The sequence below is a fragment of the Streptomyces sp. NPDC005761 genome (genome assembly GCF_040630635.1).
In the GTDB taxonomy this organism is placed as follows: domain Bacteria; phylum Actinomycetota; class Actinomycetes; order Streptomycetales; family Streptomycetaceae; genus Streptomyces.
The window spans coordinates 1-20,065 of record NZ_JBEXXX010000052.1 but is presented as its reverse complement, the minus strand read 5'-3'; the positions used below and the strand labels follow the sequence as shown (position 1 = coordinate 20,065).

15 protein-coding genes and 1 riboswitch are annotated in these 20,065 nt (G+C 70.7%); of the genes, 11 read left to right on the top strand and 4 right to left on the bottom strand.

Annotation, left to right across the window (positions count from 1 at the left end):
* Positions 1 to 17: 17 nt before the first annotated feature.
* The 4 genes from ABZ434_RS31895 to ABZ434_RS31880 all read right to left on the bottom strand — a co-directional run bounded on the left by ABZ434_RS31895 (position 18) and on the right by ABZ434_RS31880 (position 4,353).
* Entirely contained in the window at positions 18 to 1,193 is a 1,176-nt protein-coding gene (locus ABZ434_RS31895; protein WP_359144071.1) for a glycoside hydrolase family 76 protein, read from the bottom strand.
* Positions 1,194 to 1,265: 72 nt separating this feature from the next.
* Positions 1,266 to 2,096, bottom strand: a complete 831-nt coding sequence (locus ABZ434_RS31890; protein ID WP_359144068.1) for a carbohydrate ABC transporter permease — start codon at positions 2,094 to 2,096, stop codon at positions 1,266 to 1,268.
* A gap of 2 nt (positions 2,097 to 2,098) precedes the next feature.
* Positions 2,099 to 3,040 carry a sugar ABC transporter permease gene (locus ABZ434_RS31885; RefSeq protein ID WP_359144065.1) on the bottom strand — a complete coding sequence of 314 codons (942 nt, stop codon included), beginning with the start codon at positions 3,038 to 3,040 and terminating at the stop codon, positions 2,099 to 2,101.
* Entirely contained in the window at positions 3,037 to 4,353 is a 1,317-nt protein-coding gene (locus ABZ434_RS31880) for an extracellular solute-binding protein (protein WP_359144062.1), read from the bottom strand. The genes ABZ434_RS31885 and ABZ434_RS31880 overlap by 4 nt, the downstream gene beginning before the upstream one ends.
* 352 nt (positions 4,354 to 4,705) lie before the next feature.
* Between ABZ434_RS31880 and ABZ434_RS31875 the strand changes: the two genes are divergently transcribed.
* The 11 genes from ABZ434_RS31875 (at position 4,706) to ABZ434_RS31825 (ending at position 19,901) form a co-directional block, all read left to right on the top strand.
* Positions 4,706 to 6,337 (top strand): class I mannose-6-phosphate isomerase, encoded by a 1,632-nt coding sequence (locus ABZ434_RS31875; protein ID WP_359144159.1) that lies wholly within the window; start codon positions 4,706 to 4,708, stop codon positions 6,335 to 6,337.
* On the top strand, positions 6,334 to 7,260 hold the full coding sequence (locus ABZ434_RS31870; protein WP_359144059.1) for an ROK family protein: 927 nt from the start codon (positions 6,334 to 6,336) through the stop codon (positions 7,258 to 7,260). Before ABZ434_RS31875 ends, ABZ434_RS31870 begins: the two co-directional genes overlap by 4 nt.
* A 55-nt stretch (positions 7,261 to 7,315) precedes the next feature.
* On the top strand, positions 7,316 to 8,332 hold the full coding sequence (locus ABZ434_RS31865) for a LacI family DNA-binding transcriptional regulator (RefSeq protein WP_359144056.1): 1,017 nt from the start codon (positions 7,316 to 7,318) through the stop codon (positions 8,330 to 8,332).
* Positions 8,333 to 8,403: 71 nt separating this feature from the next.
* Entirely contained in the window at positions 8,404 to 11,499 is a 3,096-nt protein-coding gene (locus ABZ434_RS31860) for a glycoside hydrolase family 38 C-terminal domain-containing protein (protein ID WP_359144053.1), read from the top strand.
* Positions 11,500 to 11,593: 94 nt separating this feature from the next.
* Entirely contained in the window at positions 11,594 to 12,394 is an 801-nt protein-coding gene (locus ABZ434_RS31855; protein ID WP_359144050.1) for an alpha/beta hydrolase, read from the top strand.
* Complete coding sequence (locus ABZ434_RS31850) at positions 12,391 to 13,644, top strand: SpoIIE family protein phosphatase (protein WP_359144047.1); 1,254 nt, start codon at positions 12,391 to 12,393, stop codon at positions 13,642 to 13,644. Before ABZ434_RS31855 ends, ABZ434_RS31850 begins: the two co-directional genes overlap by 4 nt.
* A gap of 240 nt (positions 13,645 to 13,884) precedes the next feature.
* Positions 13,885 to 15,639, top strand: a complete 1,755-nt coding sequence (locus ABZ434_RS31845; RefSeq protein ID WP_359144044.1) for a diacylglycerol kinase family protein — start codon at positions 13,885 to 13,887, stop codon at positions 15,637 to 15,639.
* 1 nt (position 15,640) lies between these two features.
* On the top strand, positions 15,641 to 16,594 hold the full coding sequence (locus ABZ434_RS31840; protein WP_359144041.1) for a YihY/virulence factor BrkB family protein: 954 nt from the start codon (positions 15,641 to 15,643) through the stop codon (positions 16,592 to 16,594).
* Positions 16,595 to 16,606: 12 nt separating this feature from the next.
* Positions 16,607 to 17,359: a phosphatase PAP2 family protein gene (locus ABZ434_RS31835; protein WP_359144038.1), complete on the top strand. Its 753-nt coding sequence runs from the start codon at positions 16,607 to 16,609 to the stop codon at positions 17,357 to 17,359.
* 174 nt (positions 17,360 to 17,533) lie between these two features.
* Positions 17,534 to 18,172 carry a hypothetical protein gene (locus ABZ434_RS31830; protein ID WP_359144035.1) on the top strand — a complete coding sequence of 213 codons (639 nt, stop codon included), beginning with the start codon at positions 17,534 to 17,536 and terminating at the stop codon, positions 18,170 to 18,172.
* Between the two features lie 198 nt (positions 18,173 to 18,370).
* Positions 18,371 to 18,467, top strand: a riboswitch (TPP riboswitch).
* A complete protein-coding gene (locus ABZ434_RS31825) occupies positions 18,459 to 19,901 on the top strand; it encodes a cytosine permease (protein WP_359144032.1) in 1,443 nt (480 codons plus the stop codon). It overlaps the preceding riboswitch by 9 nt.
* The last annotated feature ends 164 nt before the right edge of the window (positions 19,902 to 20,065 follow it).

Genomic DNA, 20,065 nt, shown 5'->3' with positions numbered 1-20,065 from the left:
GAAGCCGGCCTCGGGGGTCAGGAGCCCTCGGTGGCGAGGCCTGCGAAGATCTGGACCATCGCGGACTGCTCGAGGGTCTCCGCGGGGGCGGACGCGTCGTAGTCGCCGCCGCCCGAGGGCTGGAAGCGGAAGAGACCGTTCGACGGGTCCCGGTTCTCCTTCCATGTGCGCTCCGCGTAGGCCTTCTCCACCTGCCGGTAGGCCTGCCCTGGGCGCACCCCGGCAAGGATCCGGAGGTTGTCGAAGTAGATCGCGTTGAAGATCGCCGGCTGGTCGTGCAGACGGTCGCCCTGCTTCCAGTACGTGAGCGAGCCGTCCGCGTCCTGTACGGCGCGCTCGAGGTACGAGCGGTCACCGGTCACCTGGTAGAGCGCCGTCGCGGCCCCGATCATGGCCCCGGAGTTGTAGGTCCACAGGGTGGGATCGATGGTGCCGTCGTCGCCCCGGCTGTTGCGGTAGAGCCCCGGTGACTCGCGCAGGCAGGACCAGTTCCACGCGTACCACTTCTGTGCGCTCGTCAGATAGCGGCCCTTGTGCGTCTCCTGGTGGAGCCGCGCGGCCAGCTCGGCGGCGAGGCCTGTCACATTGGCGGCGCGCGTGGTGTTGGCCGGGGAGTCGACCCAGTCCATTCCGCCGGGGCACTCCTTGGCCGGGTCGTCGTCCCAGCCCCGGCCGACGATGTCGAAGGTCAGTTCGGCCCGGTGGAGGTAGGTGGTGTCGCCGGTGGCGCGGTACTGGTCCAGCAGTGACAGTCCGACCACGGAGTTGTCATCGTAGAAGACGTCGCCGCCCTGGCCGAGCGGTGCGGGGAGGTACGAGTCGTAGCCCGGCCGGCCGTCGCGGGGCTCGAAGTAGAGCTCCAGGGTGGTGAAGCGCTCGGCCGCGTCCGCCGTGTAGTTCTTGCCGGTGCCGGGGAGGCCGGCCATGTCGACCGTCGCGGCTGCCGCCTCGCGCATCGGCCAGAGGTAGGAGTGGGCGTTGTCGGTGCTCGGGCGCGGGGCCTTCTCCTGATAGAGGCCGTGGTTCTCCACCCCTTGGTAGAGGTGCTTCTGGAGTGCCTCGTACGTGTGGACCGCGCGGTCCTTCCACGGGGCCGCCGCCGGTTGGGCGGCGGCAGCGGGCCGGGGACACAGGGCGGCGCACAGCAGCGGGGCGGCGGCCAGCGCGAGAGCGGTGCGGGCGGGGGTCTTCACCGGGGTGCCTGCCTTTCGGGGGTCGGCTCGGGGCGTCGGTGCGGGGACTCGGGCGTACGGCCTCGGCCGGTATCAGCCGAGCTTGAGACTGCTGACGAAGAACCGCTGGGCGGAGAAGAACAGGACGACGGTCGGCAGCGAGACGAGCAGGGCCCCGCCCAGGACGACCGGGGGCCCGACGCTCGAGTAGTTGCCCTGGAGCTCGGCGAGCGCGGCCATCACCGGTCGGATGTTGCGGCTGGTGGAGAGGGTGATCCCGAAGAGCAGGTCGTTCCAGACGGCGACGAACTGGAAGACGAACGCGGCGACCATCGCGGACCTGGACAGCGGCACGTGGATCTGCCAGAAGACCCGCCACCAGGACGCGCCGTCCAGCCTCGCCGCCTCGATCACCTCACCGGGCAGCGTCTGGGCGAAGTTGCGCATGATGAAGTACGCGAACGGGATGGCCACCGCGACATAGACCAGGAACAGGCCGATCTGCGCGTCGTAGAGGCCGGTGCTCGCGTACGCGAGGAACAGCGGCCGCAGGAAGACCTGGAGGGGCAGCAGCGTGCCCGAATAGATCAGCCAGAACCACAGGGTCTTGCGCTTCACGGGCATGATCACGGTGGCGAACGCCGCGGTCGTGGCCACCACGATGGCCGCGGCCGAGCTCGTCACCGCGTACAGCAGGCTGTTGCCCATCGCCGGGCCCAGCCTGGCCCGGGTCCACGCCTGCGACATGTTGTCGAAGAGGCCGAAGCCCCCGTGCGGCAGCCAGTGCGGGCTGCCGCCGTACTCGGCGGCCGGTACCAGTGCGTTGACCACCAGCAGCCAGGTCGGCACGGCCCAGAGGAGGGAGACGAGGACCAGGACCGTGTTGCGGACGGCCGTTCCTGCGGAGATGCGGCGGGTGGACATGCTCATGCGCCTTTCGGGGTCAGCTGGCGCCGCAGGTACAGCCAGGAGGCCAGCAGCACGATGACGGTGAGGACGACGGCGACCGCCGCCCCGGCGCCGGGACGCAGCGCGAGGAATGTCTCCTGGTACATCGAGACCGCGAGGGTCTCGGAGTTGCGGCCGGGGCCGCCCTGGGTCAGCACCCAGATCAGGTCGAACGACTTGAGCCCGTTGACCAGGCTGCTGCCGACGACGATCACGGACACGGTCCGCAGCTGCGGCATGACGACGTACCAGAACTTCCGCAGGCCGTCGGCGCCGTCGAGCGACGCTGCCTCCAGGGTCTCCGGAGGAATGGTCTGCAGACCGACCAGGAAGAGGATCACCGCCACCCCGGTGGACTGCCAGGTGTTGGCGACGATCATGACCAGGGTGTTGCCCGGCCATTCGAGGAGCCAGCCCTGGGCGAACGAGCCGAGCCCGAGCGCCTGCAGGGCCTGGTTCGCCGCGCCGTCCGTGGTGAGGATGAAGTTCCACACGACGGCCACGGCGGATCCGGAGATCGCGTACGGCAGGACCACGAGAAGGCGCGCCACCCGGGACCACCCGGACCGGCTGGTCATCACGGCGATGCCCAGGCCCAGGACCAGCGGCAGGGCGACCGTGCCGACCACCCACATCAGCGTGTTCTCTATGGACTTCGCGAGGACCGGATCGCTGAGGAACAGCCCGTAGTTGGTGAGCCAGGTGAAGGAGGAGACCCGGCCGTCGCTGAAGAAGCCGCGGTACAGGGTCACCGCGAACGGGGTGAGGAGCAGGGCCGCGACGAGGAGCACGGCGGGCGCCAGGAAGCCGGCACCGGCCAGCCTGTCCTTCAGCCTTCGCGGGGGTGTGCGGACGGGGGATACGGATGGCGGCACGGATGAAGGAGCCGCCGCGGGCCGGCTGTCGACTGCCGATGTCATGATTCGTCCTTGTTCCAGGCGGCCCACTCCTTGGAGGCCCGGCTCGCCATGCTGCGCAGAGTCGCCTCGGGGGACATGGCCTGCGTCATGAAGGCGCCCAGGTCGTCGGTGTTTCCCTGAATGAGGTTGGGAGGCCCGGACTGGCCGTACCGGGGGAGCTCGGTCCAGCGCTCGCGCCTGGCCCGCTCCTTGATGCGGGCCAGCACCGGATTGGCGGTGACCGCCTCGGGGTTGGCCGAGCCGTCCTGCAGGAAGTCCGTCCAGACGCGCTGGACGGAGGGGTGCAGCCAGTGGGCCGCGTTGGCCATGGCGGCGTCGTGCGACACCGCCTTCTCCGGTACGGCGAGGACGCCGGCCTCGGTGATCACGGACCGCTCGGTGGAGGCATCGACCGGAGGCAGGACGAAGGCGTCGAAGTCCTCACCCGGCTTCATCCCCGCGGCGGCCAGACCCTGCGACTGCCAGGAACCGTGCAGGAACATCCCGACCTTGCCGGTCTTCAGCGCTGCCGGGCCGTTGTTCTGGTCGAAGTCGGCGGGGGTCGTCCAGCCCTTCTTCATGAAGTCCTGCCAGATCTGCATGGCCTTGTGCGCCTGCGGATCGGTGTACCGGGCACGGCCGGCGATCAGGTCGGCGTAGAAGACCGGGTCGACCTTGCTGATGAGCTCCTCGAACCATTCGTAGGCGGGCCAGTTGCCGCTCTGCGTGGCGACGAAGGGGGTGATGCCGGCCTTCTTGAGGACCTCGGCGGTATGGAGCAGCTCGTCCCACGTCTCCGGCGCCCGAAGCCCGTGCCGGTCGAAGACCTCCGTGTTGTAGAACAGCACGTAGTACGACTGGTAGAGGGGCATCCCGTACACCGCGCCCCGGTAGGACATGGCGTCACGGAGTGTCCTGGTCACCCAGCCCTTGCGCTCGTACGCGTCCCACATCTGTGTCAGGTCGCTGAGGCTGCCGGTGCGGGCGAGCTGCTTGAGGTTGTAACCCGACTGCCACTTGATCAGGTCCGTCGCCTTGGTCGTCTGCAGGGAGATCTGCGTGACCTGGGTGTAGGCGGTGGGGTTCGGGTTGGACAGCGGGCGGAGCGCGTACCCGGTGAGCTTCTTGAGCTCACGTCCGGCCGACACGTATCCCGCGTCCCAGGTGGCGTTGTCGTTGGCCAGTGACGTCGTACCCGGAATGGAGGCCGTGCTGTCGCCCCGTGCGCAGCCGCCGGCCAGCGCGGCCGCCGCGCCGGCTCCGAGGCCCGCCAGCAGGGTGCGCCGGCGAAGCGGGTGAGACGACTGCTCTGTCGTCCCGCCGGTTGATCTCATGGGTTCACTTCCCTCTGGATCCCGGCGGGGATCCGTGGCTCTGGGGTGCGGTGCGGAGATCCTCCGGATGCGCGTCGTCATTCCTCTGTGCGCTCCGGGTTGCCAGGATGTTAACGACACCATGAGACGGAAACAAGGGTTTCTCCCAGACTTCGACAGATCCCCAGTTCAGAGCGGAGTCATTGGAACCACTGCCATACACATCTTGTTCGTGGGGAATGTTATCGATACCATTCTCACGCCTGCCCGGTCCCCTTCCTCAGGAGCATCTGTGCATCAGCCCCGTCCCTACGAACGCAACCCGCGCTACCCCGCCACCGGCGGCACCGTCGTCACCGGCTGGGCGGCCGCCGTGGCGGACCTGCCGACGACTCCCACCGTCCTCGCCCTCGACGGGCCCGCCGCCCTGGACTGGGAGGAAGCCGCGGGTTCTCTCGCCGCCGCACTGCGCGCCCGGGGCACCGACGTCAGCCTGCGCGACGTGCGAGAGCTCTGGTCCGCGGACGCCGTCGAACGGCTCTGTGTCCCGGACGCGGACGCGGACCCGTTCTTCCTGCCCCTCGCCGAGTTCTCCCCGAGCGACCTCTTCGCGACGCCCCCCGTTCAGCGGCGCCCACACACCGGCGTGCTTCTGGTCTTCGGTCCTGGAGCCGCTCTCGCCGAGCCCGACCTGCTGTGGTGGGCCGACCTGCCCAAGCGGTACGCCGAGGAGGCCGTCACCCGAGGGGTGCTGCCGCTCGGTGCCAACCTCGGCCGCCCCCGCACCCCCGGTGAGCTGCGCAGCCTCTTCTACACCGACTGGCCCGTCGGGGACCGGCACCGCGACGCCTTCGCCCCCCGGATCGACCGATGGGTCGACATGCAGGGCGGACAGGGCCCCGCCTCGTTGGACGGGGCCGCGCTGCGGGCCACCCTCGCCGCACTGGCGACGGCACCCGTCCGCACCCGTCCCTTCTTCAACTCCACCCCATGGGGAGGGCAGTGGGGCGCACGGGAGCTGGGCTTCGAGCCACGGAACGGCAACACTGCCCTCGGCTACGAGCTCATCGCCCCCGAGGCCGGGATCCTGGTCGGCCAGGACGAGACGGCCCAGGTGGAGATCCCCTTCCAGTTGCTCTGCGAACTCCACCCCGAGGAGTTCCTCGGCCCGGACGTCCACCGCCGCTACGGCACGTCCTTCCCCATCCGGTTCGACTACCTCGACACGGTCGGCGGTGGCAATCTGTCCCTGCACCTGCATCCGCAGGAGCAGTACATGCGCGAAACGTTCGGCTGGCCGTACACCCAGCACGAGACGTACTACGTGACCGCGAGCGAACCCGGTGCCCAGGTCTATCTGGGACTGCGGGACAGTACTGACGTGGACGTCATGCGCAAGGAGGTCGAGGCAGCCGCGGCGGACGGGCTCCCGCTGCGCGTCGAGGACCATGTCATGAAGCACCCGGCGGAGGCCGGACAGCTCTTCATGATCCCGGCCGGCACCCCGCACGCCTCCGGCGAGGGCAATCTGGTCCTGGAGATCAGCGCCACGCCCTACCTCTACTCCCTGCGCTTCTACGACTGGCTTCGCAAGGGCACCTCCGGTGCACCTCGACCGCTCTCGTACGCGCACGGGTTCGCGAACCTGGACACCGCCCGGCGCGGCGACGACGTCCTGAAGGACCTCGTCCAGCAGCCCCGGACCCTGCGCGAGGGCCAGGGCTGGCGCGAGGAAGTCGTCGGCGCGCTGCCCGGCATGTTCTACGCGGTGCACCGCTTCGTGATCGAGGGACCGGCAGCCGCCGAGGACGACACCGCGGGCCGCTTCCACATCCTCAACGTCTCGGCCGGCGAGGGCATCGTGGTGGAGACCGCCGGCGGTCTCCGCCATGAGCTCGCGTTCGCCGAGACCCTCACCGTGCCCGCGTCCGTCGGGCCCTACCGGCTGCACCCCGTGGGCAGTCGGCCGGTGCACGTGGTGAAGTCCCTGGTGACGCAGGTATGAGCCACGTTCCCGTGCTGGAGATCGGCGGCACCCATGTGACGGCCGCGGTCATCGACACCCAGGGCGGACTGCCCGTCCCCTTCTCGGCCGTACGGCAACCGGTCCCCGCCGACGCGCCGGCCGGTGACCTCCTCGACGCGATCGCCGCCGTCGCCGACCGCGTGGACGTCCCGGCGGCTGCCCACTGGGGCGTGGCGATACCGGGTCCCTTCGACTACGCCGCCGGTGTCGGGCGCTTCCGGGGGATCGGCAAGTTCGAGTCGCTGCACGGTGTGGACGTGGGCGCGGAACTGCTGAGCCGGCTCCCCGGAGCCCCGAGCGGCATCAGTTTCGTCAACGACGCCGACGCGTTCGCCATCGGCGAGTACCGGGCGGGCGCGGCCGCCGGGCGGCGCCGGGCCGTGTGCATCACGCTGGGGACCGGCGTCGGCTCCTCCTTCCTGGACGGCGGGCACCCTGTCGTGGAGGGCCCCGACGTGCCGCCCGGCGGCAGGGCGCACCGGCTCGACGTCGACGGGCTCCCCCTGGAGGAGGTGGTCTCGCGACGGGCGATCCGCAGGTTCTACGCCCGGACCGCCGCGGTAGCCGACGCCCACCGCCTCCCGGACGTGCACGACATCGCCGGCTCGGCCCGCGCAGGGGACGCACACGCCCTGCGTACCGTCCGGCACTGTTTCGGTGCGCTCGGGCGGGCGCTCGCCCCTTGGTGCGAACGGTTCCGGCCCGACCTCATGGTCGTCGGAGGATCGATGGCCGGCTCGTGGGACCTCGTGGGACCAGCCGTCCGCGAGGGTTTCGAGTCGTGGGCTCCGGGGACCGCGCCCCTGACCGTCACGGCGCTGCGCCCTGCCGACGCACCGCTCATCGGCGCCGCCCACTGGGCTCTGCACAGGTCCGCCGGCACTCCCCCGGTGCGGACCTAGAATGACGGCGTTCGCCACTCACCGGCCGCACGACGATCCCGCAGGAGAACCGCCCATGGCACAGCACCGACCGGGCGACGGCGGCGCCCCGACGATGCGCGACGTGGCCGCCGGCGCGGGTGTCAGCGCCATGACCGTGTCCCGGGTACTCAAGAACGACTCCCGGGTCAGCGAGGCCGCACGGGAGCGCGTGCTCGCCGCCGTCGAGGCACTCGGTTACCGGCGCAACGAGACGGCGCGCAGCCTCCGTCTGGGCGGCAGCGGGATGATCGGACTGGTCGTCACCAACCTTGCCAACCCGTTCTACTCGCGTTTGGCTCTCGGTGTGCAGGAGGTGGCGTCCGAGCACGGCCTGCGCGTGCTGCTCAGCAACACCGCGGAGCAGGTCGACAAGGAGCGCGGGCTCGTCGAGGACCTGGCGTCCCGTCAGGTCGACGGCATGATCGTCGTGCCGGCGGGCAGCAGTCATCGTCACCTCGCGCCGGCGGCGCTGCGCGGCATGCCGATCGTCCTGGCGTCCCGGCCACCCGCCGGAATGGACGCGGACTGCGTCCTGGTCGACGACTTCGGCGGCGCCGAACAGGCCACCGGACAGCTCATCGCCGACGGTCACCGCCGCATCGGCTTCCTCGGCAACCCGCCGGCCCTGTACACCGGCGCGGAACGGTTCCGCGGCTACTGGGCCGCCCACGAGAGCGCCGGGATCGAGCCCGCCGAGAGCCAGGTGCGACGCGGCCTCACCGACGTGCCCACCGCCGAGGCCGCCGCACGCGCGCTCCTTGACGCACCCGACGCGCCGACGGCCCTCTTCTGCACCAACAACCGTCTGACGCAGGGAGCCATCCGGGCCGTACGGGCGCTCGACAGACAGGTCGCGCTCGCCGGCTTCGACGACTTCGATCTGGCGGACGTCCTCGGTCTGCCGCTGACCATCGTCTCGTACGACGCCGACGAGATCGGCCGGCGGGCGGGCCAGATGCTCATCGACCGGATCAACGGCTCGTCCGCCGAGGCGATCCCGGCCCGCAGAACCGTCGTGCCCACCCACGTCATCCGCTACGGGACGCGCTGACCCAGCCCCTGCCGCCCCTTCCACGGCACCGGCTTGCCCTTCTGCCTCCTCGCACTCCCCACGGAGATCCCATGCACCACGACCGAACGGTCACCGAACGCCGGCTCGCCCGTGTACTCGACCAGCGCCTGCGGCCCGCGGTGTACCGCGAGAGCCTTCCGCTGGACGTCGCGATATGGAACGTCGCCGGCGAGCCTGTGCCCGTGCCTGAAGGAATAGCAGCGCCGTACGAACCGGTCCGCACCGGTGCGATGTGGGGGCCGGCCTGGTCCACCAGCTGGTTCCGGATCAGCGGCACTGTTCCTGCCGCCTGGGCCGGACAGCGGGTCGAGGCGGTCGTGGACCTCGGCTTCGGCACCACCCAGCCGGGCTTCTCCGCCGAGGGCCTCGTGTACCGCGCCGACGGCACGCCGGTCAAGGCGCTCAATCCCCGCAATGCGTGGATCCCGGTCGCCGAACACGCCTGCGGGGGCGAGGAGTTCGTCCACTACATCGAGGCCGCGGCCAATCCGGTGATCTTCGACTCCGGTGCAGGGGGCGACCCCTTCGTCCCGACCCGGTCCGGCGGTGTCGCACCCTGGCTGCGCGGCGATCCGGCACCGGACGAGCCGCTCTACCGGCTGGGCCGGACGGACTTCGCCCTCTTCGACTCCGTCGTCTGGGAACTCGTACAGGATCTGGACGTGCTCGGCGGTCTCATGCACCAACTGCCCGAGGACTCCACCCGGCGCCGGCAACTGGCCCACGCCGTGGACCGTGCCCTGGACGTCATCGACCTCCGCGCGATCGGCGCGAGCGCCGCGCACGCACGCGAGCTCCTCGCCCCCGCCCTCTCCTCCCCCGCACACGCGAGCGCCCACCGCGTCTCCGCGGTGGGCCACGCCCACATCGACACGGCCTGGCTCTGGCCCGTACGCGAGACGGTCCGCAAGGCGGCCAGGACCGTTTCGAACGTCACCGCCCTGATGGACGACCACCCCGGCTTCCGCTTCGTCATGTCGCAGGCACAGCAGCTCGCCTGGCTCAAGGAGCAGCGGCCCGAGGTGTTCGCCCGCGTGGTCGAGAAGGTGCGCAGCGGCCAGTTCCTGCCCACCGGCAGCCTCTGGGTGGAGCCCGACACCAATCTCTCCGGCGGGGAGTCGCTGGTCCGGCAGTTCGTGCACGGCAAGCGTTTCTACCTGGAGGAGTTCGGGGTCGAGACGAAGGACATGTGGCTGCCCGACACGTTCGGATACAACGCGGCCCTGCCCCAGCTGATGAAGCTGGCCGGCATCGACTGGTTCCTCACCCAGAAGATCTCCTGGAACACCACCAACGCCTTCCCCCATCACACCTTCTGGTGGGAGGGCATCGACGGGAGCCGTGTCTTCAGCCACTTCCCTCCCGTCGACTCCTACAACGGTGACCTCTCAGGTGCCGACATCGGACACACCGAGCGCAACTTCCGGGACAAGGGCGCAGCCAACCGTTCCCTCGTTCCCTTCGGCTACGGCGACGGCGGCGGGGGCCCCACCCGCGAGATGCTGGCACGTGCGCGGAGGCTGGAGGATCTGGAGGGCTCGGCCCGGCTGGAGATGGAAGGTCCCGAGGAGTTCTTCGCCAAGGCCCGGGAGGAGTACGTGGACGCCCCCGTCTGGGTCGGCGAGCTCTACCTGGAGCTGCACCGCGGCACACTCACCAGCCAGCTCGCCACCAAGCAGGGCAACCGGCGCAGTGAGCACCTGCTTCGGGAGGCCGAACTGTGGGCCTCGACCGCGACCCTGCGCACCGGCCGGCCGTACCCGTACGAACTGCTCGACCGGGTGTGGAAGACCGTGCTGCTCCACCAGTTCCACGACATCCTGCCCGGCACGTCGATCGCCTGGGTGCACCGTGAGGCCGAGGAGGCGTACGCGGAGGTGGCCCGGGAGCTCGGCGAGGTCATCGAGGCCGCCCAGCGCAGCCTCGCGGCGAGCGGGAACGGGACCGCCGGCGGGGGCGAGGCAGTCGGCGAGACCGTGTTCAACGCCGCACCGCACGCACGCGACGGCATCCCCGCGCTCGGCGGCTCACCGCGTCCACGGGCAGCCCGCCCGGTCGCCGCCCTGCCGGCCGGGGACGGCGGGTTCGTCCTGGACAACGGCCTCGTACGCATCACGGTGGACGCCCGGGGCCTGGTCACGTCTGCCCTTGACCTGACGGCCGGACGCGAGGCGCTGGCGCCCGGTGCGGTCGGTAACCTCCTCCAACTGCACCAGGACTTCCCGAACCAGTGGGACGCCTGGGACGTCGACCCGTTCTACCGCAACACCGCGAGGGACCTGACCGGGGCGGACGAGGTCAGCGCGGTCCCCGGCGGCGTCCGGGTCGTACGCAGGGTCGACGCCTCCCGCATCACCCAGGTGCTGCGCCTCGACGAGGGCAGCCGGCGCCTCGACATCGAGACGGACATCGACTGGCAGGAGTGCGAGAAGATCCTCAAGGCGGCCTTCCCGCTCGACGTGCGCGCGGCGGAGTCCAGCGCCGAGATCCCCTTCGGTCATGTCCGGCGCCCCACGCACACCAACACCTCGTGGGACAGTGCCCGGTTCGAGATCTGTGCCCACCGCTACCTGCACCTCGCGGAGCCCGGCTGGGGGGCCGCCCTGGTCAATGACTCCAGCTACGGTCACGACGTGACCAGGGACGTGCGCCCCGACGGCGGAACGACCACGACGGCGCGGATCTCGCTCCTGCGCGCCCCGCTCTTCCCGGATCCGGACTGTGACCGGGGTGCACACCGTCTGCGATACGCACTGGTCCTCGGCGCGGGCCTCCACGACGCGATCCGCGAGGGGTATCACTTCAACCTGCCCGAAAGGACCGTCCCGGGCGGCGCGGCCGTGGAACCGCTGGTGCGGGTCGATGAGGAGGGCGTCGTCATCGAGGCGGTCAAGCTGGCGGACGACCGTTCGGGCGACGTGGTCGTCCGCCTCTACGAGTCCGGAGGCGGACGTGTGCGGACCACTCTCATGGCCGGTTTCCCCGTGGTCTCCGCACGGATCACGGATCTGCTGGAACGGGATCTGGAGGGTGAGCCCGCTCCGGCCGTCCACGGATCGGGAGTGACGCTGTCCCTGCGCCCCTTCCAGATCGTGACCCTTCGCCTGGTGCCCGCCGGAGGGACCGCGCCTGCCGAAGCGGGCTGAAGGGCGGCAGCTACGGAAGTGCCGCGACGAGGGGCCCGGACACCCCTTGCCGGCTGAGCAGGCCGTCACGTGCGGGGAGTGTCAGGATGTTCCTATGGACGTCCGGACAAGAAACCGCATTTCGGTGACGGGCCGGGACGGCGGACCGGTGGTGATGCTGGCCCATGGTTTCGGATGCGATCAGAACCTGTGGCGTCTCGTCGCGCCCAGGCTGGAGGAGCGTTTCCGGGTGGTCCTCTTCGATCACGTGGGGGCGGGGCGCTCCGACCCGTCCGCCTGGGACCCCGAGCGGTACTCCACGCTGGATGGCTATGCGGACGACGTCATCGAGATGTGCCGGGAGCTCGACCTCGGGCCGGTGGTCTTCGTCGGGCATTCGGTCAGCGCCATGATCGGTGTCCTTGCCGCCGTGCGGGAGCCCCGGCTTTTCGAGAAGCTGGTCCTTCTCACCCCGTCCCCGTCGTATATCGACGACGGGGACTACATCGGCGGATTCAGCGAGCAGGACATCGACGAACTGCTCGATTCGCTGGAAAGCAATTACCTCGGCTGGTCCGCGACGATGGCACCGGTGATCATGGGAAACCCGGAGCGACCCGAGTTGGGTGAGGAGCTGACCAACAGCTTCTGCCGAACGAATCCTGAGATGGCCCGGGTATTCGCGCGGGCCACCTTCCTTTCCGACAACCGCTCGGATCTCGCCAAGGTGAATGTCGCGACGCTCATCGCCGAGAGCGCCCGCGACACGATCGCCCCGCGTGAGGTGGGTGCCTTCGTCCACGCGCAGATTCCCGGCAGTCGACTGGTCACCCTGGACTCGACGGGACACTGCCCCCAGCTCAGCGCTCCCGAGGAGACGGCCGAGGCGATCATCGCCTTCGTGCAGGGGCCGTGACGGTGCGCCCGGGCGGCGAGGGGACCGACGGATGGTGGGCGGCGGGTGACCGCGAGCAGGAACAGCTGTCGTTCTCCGCCCTGCTGGAAGACAGTGCGGAGGACCTGTACGAGAACGCGCCGTGCGGCTACCTCTCCACACTGATGGACGGACGGATCGCCAAGGTCAACGGAACGCTGTTGAAGTGGCTCGGCTACCGCCGGGAGGAGCTGGTGGGCCACAAGAAGTTCTCCGACCTGCTGACCGTCGGCGGCAGGCTCTATCACGAGACGCACTTCGCGCCCCTGCTGCACATGCAGGGCGAGGTCAGCGGCATCGCCCTTGAGCTCAAGGCCACCGACGGCAGCCGGCTGCCCGTCCTGGCCACCTCCGTCGTCAAGCAGGACCACGACGGCGAACCGCTGCTGATCCGCACCACCCTCCTGGATGCACGGGACAGGCGTACGTACGAGCAGGAGCTCCTGCGGGCCCGCCAGGAAGCGGACCGCGACCGCGCACGCCTGCAACGCCTCGCCACGACACTGCAACGCACCCTGATCCCACCGGCGCTCGAACCGGTTCCGGGCCTGGACGTCGCCGCGCACTACCACTTCGCCTCCTCCGACGAAGTGGGCGGGGACTTCTACGATCTCTTCCCGCTGGCCGAGGGCCGCTGGGGCTTCTTCATGGGGGACGTACGCGGCAAGGGTGCCGACGCGGCCGTGGTGACGTCGTTGGCGCGGTACACCCTGCGAGCCGCAGCGGTCTCCGATCCCGTGCCGGCGACGGTGCTCGCCAATCTCAACACCGCTCTCAACCACCAGGCGCAGGACGACGAACCGCGGTTCTGCACGGTGATCTTCGGCCTGCTGACACCCGGGGAGAACCACACGGGCTTCCATGTCGTCATGGCCGGCGGCGGGCACCCCCCTGCCGTGCTGCTGCGTGCCGACGGCAGCGCCGACTACCGGCCCACACCGGGCGGCCAGCTGGTCGGAGTGGTTGTGGACGCCCAGTTCACCACGGTCAGCGTGGATCTGGGACCGGGCGACACCCTGCTGCTCTACACCGACGGTCTCACCGAGGCGCGTACCCCGGACACGGGCGAACGCTATGGCGACGAAGCCCTCCTCGACTTCGCCCGAGCCCTCGCACCCGCCTCGGCCACCGGTGCCGTCGAGGCACTCACCGCACTCCTGGAATCGTTCGGCGAAGGACTCGACGACGACACCGCGCTCCTGGCGATGAGCGTGCCGCCGACCGGACGGTGAGCCTGCCGGAGCCGCGGCCGGCGGAGGGCGAAGTCCGAGCAGCCGGGGCGGACCTTGCCGACCGGGAGAAGAAACGTCGGTGGCCGCGCTTCGATCCGGACCGGGCGACAGGCAGCAGGCCGACAGCATGGTGCGGCATGCCTGACGGGCGGTTTTCGGGGCAGACGGCGGAGCACCTGGCGGGCTGAGCCCGCGCCCGACCCTCACTGCCGTAGCGCAGTGCCGAACACGGGGAGCGTCATGCCCACCGCACTGCCGGAAAGACCGGTCCATCGCACCGCCGAGAACGGTGCCGTCTCCCGCCCCGGCCGCTCGCCCGCCCTGACCAGTGGCCGCGGCGCTGCCGCCGTCCGGATCGGCGCGCTGACCATCTGCCAGGCCGCGCTGATGGTGGGTCTCGGCCTTCTGATCACCGGACCGGCCGGTGGGATATACCCACTGACCATCGAGGACCGCGTGAACGAGGGCTTCGAGCAAATGCGCAGCGCGGCTCTCAGCGACGTGTCGCTCTTCGCGTCGGAGGCCGGCAACACCGCCACCGTGGTCATCATCACCGCCCTGACCTGTCTGGGACTGATTCTGATACCGCGGCTGCCGCGGTGGCGTGAGGCGGTGTTCCTCGCCGTCTCCGTCTCGCTCCAGGCGCTCGTGTTCCTGGTCATCACCGTGTCCGTGGACCGCGACAGGCCGGATGTGGAGCGCCTCGACCCGTCACCGCCGACGGCCAGTTACACCTCAGGCCACACCGGCGCCGCCACGGCGCTCTACGGCGGCCTCGCGGTGCTGGTCCTTTCGCGGATCCGGGGTCCCTGGCGGAAGGCGGTCGGCGTACTGCTGCTCCTCGTACCGCTGTTGGTGGCGGTCGCACGCCTCTACCGGGGGATGCACCACCCCACCGACGTCCTGGGCGGGCTGTTGAACGGCAGCCTGTCGCTCCTGATCGTCGGTCGCAACCTCATGACCGGCGGCGCCAGCCCCGCCCCCGTTCCCGCGAACGCGATGGAGGTCGCGCTGAAGGCCGCGGAGGACCGCTCCGAACGCGTGCCGGGCCACACCGTCGTCATCGTCAACCCGACCGTGACGGACGATGCGGAACGCGACCGTCTGCGGCTGGTTCTGGAGCAGCACGGCCATCACGCAGCGGAGTTCGTCTCCACCACCGCTGATGACCCGGGCGGTGGCCAGGCCACCGCAGCGGTCGGCGCGGGCGCCTCGCTGGTGGTGGTCTGCGGCGGCGACGGCACCGTCCGGGCGACGGCCGACGCGTTGGCCGGCACAGGAGTTCCCCTGGCTGTGGTCCCCTGCGGCACCGGCAATCTGCTGGCGCGGAACCTGGGCCTCCCCCTCAAACCTGCGGATGCCCTGGCCGCCGCGCTGTCGGGCGATGCTCGCCGGATCGACCTCGGGCGGATCGAGGGCGATTCCCTCCCGGCCACGCGCTTCACCGCCATGTCCGGCGCCGGCCTGGACGCCGCGATGCTGGCGAACACCGGAGACCGCGCGAAATCAGCCTTGGGCTGGCCCGCCTACGTGGTAGCCGGTATCAGCAGTCTGCGCGCGCCCCGGATGTCCGTATCGATCCGGCTGGACGGCGGGCCGGTCCTGCACCGCACGGCCCGTATGGTGCTCCTCGCCAACATCGGCAGGGTGCAGGGCGGCGCGGCCCTCGTCCCGGCCGCCGAGGCCGACGACGGCCTGCTCGATCTGGCCGTCTTCGACCCCCACGGGCCCACCGGCTGGCTGCGTGCCGTCGGCATACTGCTGCGCGGCCGCTCGAAACCGTCTCGCCCCTCCGCACAGGGCAGCTTCCCTCCCGCCGACGGGGACTCCACCGGCACACCGGTGGAGTACTTCGCCTTCCGCCGCGTCGAACTCCGCTTCGCCTCGGAGCAGCCGCGCGAGATCGACGGAGATCCGGTCCGGCCGGGCCGGCTGCTCGTGGCCGAGGTCGAGCCCGGGGCCCTCACCGTGCTCCTGCCGTCGGGGGGTGAGTGACATGGGTACGGCGACCCGGGTCCCGCAGACCCGCGACATGTCAGGCGACGAGCTCTCCGCCGACGAGGCGCTGGCCTCGCTGCGCCGTTACGGCCGCTGGCCCCTGGTGCGTGACTCGTTCGTCCGCTTCCGCTACGCCGACGGCTTCAGCCACTCCCGTGCGCTCGCCCTGCAGACCGTTCTCGCGGTGATCCCCCTCGCCATCGCCTTCGTCGGACTGTCCGGCTCACTGCATACGGAAAACGTGGGGAAGCTGGCGGAACTGACCATCCACCGCATCGCCGCGGGTCCGAGTGCCGAGGTGGTGGACGACGCGCTCGAGCGGAGCCGTCGGAACGCCGGGGAGGGTTCCCAGCTCACGCTCTGGTTCGGGCTGGCCTTCTCGCTGGTGAACGTCACCACCGCGATGTGCCAGATCGAGCGCGGGGCCAACCGGATCTACGGGGTGGAGCGTGACCGCCCCTTCCACCAGAAGTACTTCCGGGGCCTGGTGATGGCGCTGGCAGCCGGGATCCCGCTGGGTATCGGGTTCATCCTGATGGTGGTGGGCGGTGACCTGGCCGCAGCCGCTGTGACGGTCTACGATCTCGGCGACGGCGCCGGAAAATCCTGGGATCTGCTGCGCTGGCCGTGCGGGCTGCTGCTCGCGCTCATCTCCGCGAGCGCGATCTTCCGCCGTTCCCCCCGGCGCAACCAACCGGGCTACACCTGGCTGGCGTTCGGGGCGGCCGTCTACCTGGTGCTGTGGACAGCCCTGACATGGCTGCTCAGTCTCTATCTCTCAATCAGCGGCTCCTTCGACACCATCTACGGCCCGCTCAGTGCCTTCATGTCGCTGCTCCTCTGGGCCTATCTGACGTCCATCGCCCTCTTTCTCGGTCTGTCGTTCGCCGCTCAGCTCGAAGCCGTCCGGGCCCTGCGGCCCGGCCCCATCCAGCCCGATCCGGGAGCGTGAGAGGTGGTACGAATGCTCCGTCGTCGGCGCGATGCCGGGGAGGCCGACCGCAGATTCGGTGTGCGGCTGCTCGGTGCCGTCGCCGTCGCCGCGCTCTCCGCGGTGCCCTTCGCCCTTCTGCTCGTCCTCGTCGAGGGCCGTTGGCGCCCACTGCGCGTCGTGGACGCGGGTGCGGCACGCCGGCTGCACGAGACCGCGCTCGCACACCCTGCGTGGACGAGCACGCTCCGTTTCCTGTCCGACTGGGTCTGGGACCCGGCGACGCTCCGCTGCGCGGTCGCCCTGCTGACGGCGTGGCTGCTCTGGCGCCGCGCCTGGCGGCTGGCGGCATGGTCCGGCGTGACAGCGGTGGCCGGTGCGCTGACCGGACTCCTCGTCAAGGTCGTGGTCGAGCGGGCCAGGCCCTCCCTGACGGACCCGGTGGCGCAGGCACCGGGCTTCTCGTTCCCCTCCGGTCACGCGATGACCGCCACCACGTCGTTCGCCGTCCTGATGCTCGCGCTGTTGCCGCTGGTGCCCCGCGGCTGGCGCAGAAAGCTCTGCTGGAGCGTGTCGGTGCTCTCGGTGCTGGGCGTGGGATTCACACGGGTCGCGCTCGGCGTGCACTGGTTCAGCGATGTGGTCGGCGGCTGGCTCCTCGGCCTCGCCGTGGTGGCGTCGACCGCCTGGGCCTTCGAAGCGTGGCGCGTCGACACCGGCCGTCGCCGGACCGCGATGGCCGAGGGCCTGGAACCCGAGTTGAACGAGGCAGCTCCGGAGCGGTGAGTGACGTACGGCCGCCCGAAAAGAGCCAACGACCTCGTGTCATGCACGAGGGCGTTAGGTGCGCCTTCCTCCGGGGCCGCGCCGAGCGCCAGCTCGCACGATCCGCCGCCTCGTACGTGAACGCGCGAGCGGCGGTACCGCTCGGCCGGGGCCGGGCAGGACAGACTGTCGGCCATGGCACAGGAGCGTTGGCACTTCGACGGATGGATCGGAGCCGTCGGGACGGCCTCGGGGACGCGGATCGTATGGGGGCACTGGTCGCGGTCCCCGTTCGGGGCGTTCAGCGACGTCATGATCGAGCAGCCGGACGGCGAGCGCCGGCTGCTCGCCCCCTCCCGCCAGGTCGCCGAATTCGTCGCGGACACCTACAGGTTCGAACGGGTGGAGGTGGTGCCGGTGGAGGTCAGGCGTGACGCCGCCCGTTGGTACGTCACGGCGGGGCCGCTCGTGCTGGACCTCGTCACCGGTTCCCGGACCGTCCTGGGCCGACTGCTGTGCGCAGTTCCCGCCCCCTTGGCCCGCAGCCGCACCTGGGCCGCCGTCTGCGACGTACCCGCCCGTCTGCTGCCGGGCGTCCGCACGCTGGGCAGCGCGGGCCCGGACCGTCGCGAGTGGTACGGGGCCCGGGACCTGCACCGTGTCCGGGCAGCGACCGCGACCTTGGGAGGGAGGCATCTCGGCGAGCTCGCCCCCGTAGACCCGCCGGTCACCTTCGGGTTCGGTTCGGCCCCCCGCGACCCGTCCGTCGTCCGGGTCATCTCCACCGTGGAAATGCAGGTGCCACCGGGTGGTCCGACCACGCCCACGGGCTGACCGGCCCGGACGGGGCGCCGCGTCGCCGGCGCCCCGGACCGGGCCGCGTGCCCGGCCCGGACGGGCGCTCGTCACCGGGCCAACTCGCGAACGCACACACCTTGCTGACCGAGCCGCACGAGCCCGGAAGCGGGTCTGCCGACGCCCGGTCGGAGCCCTGTCGGCCGGGCCCGAACGCGTGGGTTAGCCTTGCCGACGCAATCCGACACGGGGTGCCCCGACCAGCGGGGCTGAGATCACACCCGTCGAACCTGAACCAGTTAGCACTGGCGGAGGGATGTCATACATGTCATTTCCACCTGCGCCGAACGGACCGGCGGGCGCCGCGCCCCCGTCCGTATTCGACGGGCGGACACCCACCGCCGGCGATCTGCGCATCGAGACCCGCGGGATCGCCCCGGTCCCCGCAGCGCAGCGTTACGGCGGACCCGGACGGCTGTTCACCGTGTGGTTCGCCCCCAACCTCACGATGACGGGCGTCTTCACCGGCACGATCGGCATCGTCCTCGGGCTGGACTTCACCACCGCACTGGTGGCCGTGGTGCTCGGCACCCTCCTGGGCGCCGTACCCACCGCGTACCTCGGGACCTGGGGCAGCCTCACGGGAACGGGACAACTGGCGCTGGCCCGGCTCGCTTTCGGCCGGGCAGTCGCGGTGCCGGGTGTGCTCCAGTGGCTGTCGTCGGTCGCGTGGGACGCGCTCATCGGCCTCTTCGGCGGGGACGCGCTGGCTCGATTGTGCGGCTGGCCGTTCTGGCTGGGCGTACTCGTCATGATGGTGGGGCAAGGCGTTCTCGGTGTGCTCGGCTACGAGGCGATACACCGACTGCAGAAGATCATGACCTTCGTGCTGGCCGCGGCCTTCGTCGTGCTGACCCTCAAGCTCCTCGACGGCGTCCACCCCACCGCCACCGGGTCGGTCCACGGCGCCGACCGCGCCGGCGCGTTCGTGCTCACCAGCACCATCGCTCTCAGCCTGTCCCTTTCCTGGGCCCCGTACGCCAGCGACTTCAGCCGGTACCTGCCGCGGTCCGCCTCCCGCCCTCGCATGTTCTGGTACACGCTTCTCGGCATTTCGGTCTCCTTCGTGGCAGTGCAGGCGCTCGGGCTGTGGGGGGCCTCGGCCTTCACCGACCAGACCGCGAGGGGTGTCGACGAACTGCTGGGGGGCGGCGCGCTCGGCGCGTTCGGACTGCTGGCCGTCGCGCTGGCCGCGCTGTGCAGCAATGCGATGAACGACTACAGCGGCTCACTGGCCCTCCAGACGGTCGGGGTGCCCATCCCACGCCCGTCGGCGGCGGCTCTGTCTGCCGTACTCGGCTTCCCCCTGGTGCTGTGGATGCACGCCGCGGACACCACGGCCCGTTTTCAGAACGTCCTGCTGTTCGTCGGCTACTGGATCCCGGGCTTCGTGGCGGTGGTGGCCGTCGACTGGTTCGCACGCGCCGCGGACAGGGGAGGCGCTCCGTTCGATCCGGCTGTCGAGAGCGCCCGCCCGCAGCCGTGGTGGCCCGCCCTCACGGCATTCGTCGTGGCCTTCGGTGCGGCGGTGCCGTTCATGGACACGAGCCTGTACGTGGGGCCGGTGGCCGCAGCGCTGCACGGCGCGGACCTCGCCTACTACGTCGCGTTCCTCGTGGCGCTCGTGGTGTACGCGCCCCTGCGACTGCTCCGCAGGACGCGCGAGCAGGTGGCGGAAGCCACGGCTCCGGACGCGGCCGTCCACTGAGGCCCGGCCTCTCTCGTTGCCGAAGCGTCCGGCTTGTCGACACCGTTGCAGAGCCGAGAGCCGGCGCCTCCGAACGCCGACATGCGGCGTGGGCCCCCGCGCCTGCCCGGGGGGCCCCCCCCAGGGGGGTCCGGTGGGGGCGGCAAACAACGGCGGGCCCCGCC

Excerpts from the sequence above, each read along its gene's own strand:
- ABZ434_RS31885 (WP_359144065.1), bottom strand. The coding sequence starts at position 3,040 with ATGACATCGGCAGTCGACAGCCGGCCCGCGGCGGCTCCTTCATCCGTG.
- ABZ434_RS31830 (WP_359144035.1), top strand. The coding sequence starts at position 17,534 with ATGGCACAGGAGCGTTGGCACTTCGACGGATGGATCGGAGCCGTCGGG.
- ABZ434_RS31890 (WP_359144068.1), bottom strand. The coding sequence starts at position 2,096 with ATGTCCACCCGCCGCATCTCCGCAGGAACGGCCGTCCGCAACACGGTC.
- ABZ434_RS31840 (WP_359144041.1), top strand. The coding sequence starts at position 15,641 with ATGGGTACGGCGACCCGGGTCCCGCAGACCCGCGACATGTCAGGCGAC.
- ABZ434_RS31835 (WP_359144038.1), top strand. The coding sequence starts at position 16,607 with ATGCTCCGTCGTCGGCGCGATGCCGGGGAGGCCGACCGCAGATTCGGT.
- ABZ434_RS31825 (WP_359144032.1), top strand. The coding sequence starts at position 18,459 with ATGTCATTTCCACCTGCGCCGAACGGACCGGCGGGCGCCGCGCCCCCG.
- ABZ434_RS31865 (WP_359144056.1), top strand. The coding sequence starts at position 7,316 with ATGGCACAGCACCGACCGGGCGACGGCGGCGCCCCGACGATGCGCGAC.
- ABZ434_RS31880 (WP_359144062.1), bottom strand. The coding sequence starts at position 4,353 with ATGAGATCAACCGGCGGGACGACAGAGCAGTCGTCTCACCCGCTTCGC.
- ABZ434_RS31855 (WP_359144050.1), top strand. The coding sequence starts at position 11,594 with ATGGACGTCCGGACAAGAAACCGCATTTCGGTGACGGGCCGGGACGGC.
- ABZ434_RS31845 (WP_359144044.1), top strand. The coding sequence starts at position 13,885 with ATGCCCACCGCACTGCCGGAAAGACCGGTCCATCGCACCGCCGAGAAC.
- ABZ434_RS31870 (WP_359144059.1), top strand. The coding sequence starts at position 6,334 with ATGAGCCACGTTCCCGTGCTGGAGATCGGCGGCACCCATGTGACGGCC.
- ABZ434_RS31860 (WP_359144053.1), top strand. The coding sequence starts at position 8,404 with ATGCACCACGACCGAACGGTCACCGAACGCCGGCTCGCCCGTGTACTC.